Below are 2,495 nucleotides of genomic sequence, written 5' to 3' on the forward strand. Positions count from 1 at the left end.
TTTCCTTTTCACTAAAGGYCATGCGTAGCTTTTCGGTAATATCATCTACGCCCTTATTATCTAGACCAAAAAAGACTTTCGTATAACTGTTCCCAATGACAGCCTCACCAACATTTTGACCATTGGCCATCTTCCCATCGAGCACATCTTGAATTTGTTGCGTACCGGCAATTGCCCCTGCATTGTACTTTCGAAATCGTTTATATGCCTGGTAAAAGAAACTCGCTGCATCTGGATTTTGTGTTAAAAAATGAAACTCATCAACAAACAGCTTCACATTTTCACTTGTATTTTCCGTAATGTTATCCCATAAATAACTAAACGTATTTAAATACGCTGCCCCTTGTACATCAGCCTCATTTTGCAAGGACTTTAAATCAAACGATAAAAGGTCACTTTGTAAATTAATATTCGTATGCCCATTAAAAATCGTTTTACTACCATTCACATAGCTCTCCAAAATATAATGAAAATCCTCAATCCGTGCGTACCGGTCAGCGTCACGCGCCTTTAAAGCTGCAATTGCCTCATAGACATCCGATAAAATCGGATATGCTGTGCTGGGAATCTCAAGGAAGCTCGTATATTTCAAAATCCCTGCATCACGGTACACTTCACGTAACACAGCATCTAAAATCGCCTTTTCCACCTGCGTAATATCCTGCTTCAATACTTGAAAGAAACCAAGAAGACGCTGAATTTTATCTTTTAAAACCATATCCAAATCAACAGGTCCCTCGTCCATGACTTGCTCGGAAAACACTTCTAATGGGTTAATTTTTGTACTCGAATTACTGCTTAAATGGACAACTGTTCCACCTAAATGCTCGACGATGTTCGTGTATTCATTTTCAGGATCGATAATAAACACCTTCACGCCCCGAGCAAAATAACGTAAAATCTTCTGCACCATATAAGTGGTCTTACCGACACCACTCGTCCCAATGACGACCATATTTTGATTAAGCGTGTTTTTACGGTCCAAATAATCAATGGCAATTAAACTACCCGTATCTTTGTTCACGCCTTCTACATCACTGCGTGGGTTAATCGTTAAAATTTCGGCATCATCAAACGGAAACATACTACTCGCTGCCTCTGTATTGGACTGCTTATACGTGTAATCTCCCAGTAGATTTTCTAAAATTGGCATCGCACTCCAAAACGTTTGGTACATCGCCTTAATCGGTGTCATTGCCTTTAGCTGCAATTTCACGAGCGTATTATGAACGGAATCACTCAGCGCATTTAATTCATCTAGCGACTTCGCCTGCAAATAAATATACGTGTACTGATAAATGTAGCTCGACTCATTTTCAAGAAACTTCATCAATTGATGCTCAGCTGCTTCAACCTGCTTTTCTAGCTGACGTTTTTTCAGTGGATCAAACGTCTTCAATACCTCAGCCTGTTTGTTTTTAATCGTCTTATTATAGTGCTCAACCATTTTCGTCGAATTGGATGATTCTAAAAATTGTACAATCGTAATGTTGCCCTTTTTACGTTTCAGCTCTGATAACCAGTTGCCGTAACGACTCTTTGGGTAATCAATAATCGCTATGACACGAATAAAATTATCACCCGACTCAATATGGTCGGCACATTCCTCCCATGAAAATGGATAAATCATATCTAAGCTCGACCCATCCAGTACGTCACTAAGTGCTTGTTCCTTTTCCACGTGTGGCTGCTGTCGTCGTTTAAACATGCCCTCACCTCCTAGTGATTGGAGAAATTGAGTAAGTGCTGTAACACCTCACGACACTCCTTTGCTGTTAGCTGCCGAGCCTCTACATCATACGTACTCAGTGCATTTTCTAATTGCCGAATAAAAAGTAGCACCTTTTCTTCTAAATGGATCGCTGTCTGCTCCAGTGACGCTAAATGCTTTTTCGGTATTTTTTCATGCAGTACGACAATATGTGTCTTTGTCGTCATTTCCTGTGAAGACGCAACGCCAGAAAATGTATCGACATAACTCGCAATGAGGGCTAGCTTTGCTTCATTTTCAGGCTCCTCCTCTAGTACCGTTAAATAACGATGCTGCCAAAACAAAATATACTCACTAAAATCAACAGGCATCGTAATATCAAGGTACTGCTGCACTTCCTCACTATTTTCACCGAGTGTCGACATCAAAAAGGCGTTAAACTCATCAAAAACATCCTCTTGCTCGGTCGTTGTGAGTAAATCTAAATTAATCCCCGTCACTTTCAGCAATACGACTAAATAGCCTCGTTTTGTCACGAGAAAATCATTGTACTGTGCTTCAATGAGCGACATATCCTGTAGGCTCTGCTTACCTTTATCGAGCGTTTTCGGCTCATCATCAAATACATAATCGTCTATTGGCTTTTTCTTAGGACCGAACAACTTTTCCCACAAACTAATCACCGCCTTACTTTAAAAAGCGATTCTGTTTCTTCCGTATATAAAAGAGCTTTTGTCTACTCGTAAATTGATTGCGTAACTTTACATAATCCTGAAAACGAATA

Annotated in this window: 2 protein-coding genes; both read right to left on the bottom strand. The window is 39.9% G+C overall.

Annotated elements, in window-relative coordinates:
- Nucleotides 1-1,708 (bottom strand): VirB4 family type IV secretion system protein (locus tag QI30_RS19650; RefSeq protein WP_126992139.1); only part of this gene is annotated, 1,708 nt, incomplete at its 3' end.
- 11 nt (nucleotides 1,709-1,719) lie between these two features.
- Nucleotides 1,720-2,385, bottom strand: a complete 666-nt coding sequence (gene trsD / locus QI30_RS19655) for a TrsD/TraD family conjugative transfer protein (RefSeq protein ID WP_126992140.1) — start codon at nucleotides 2,383-2,385, stop codon at nucleotides 1,720-1,722.
- Nucleotides 2,386-2,495: the final 110 nt, after the last annotated feature.

Source organism: Candidatus Kurthia intestinigallinarum (assembly GCF_003991225.1).
GTDB lineage: Bacteria > Bacillota > Bacilli > Bacillales_A > Planococcaceae > Kurthia > Kurthia populi.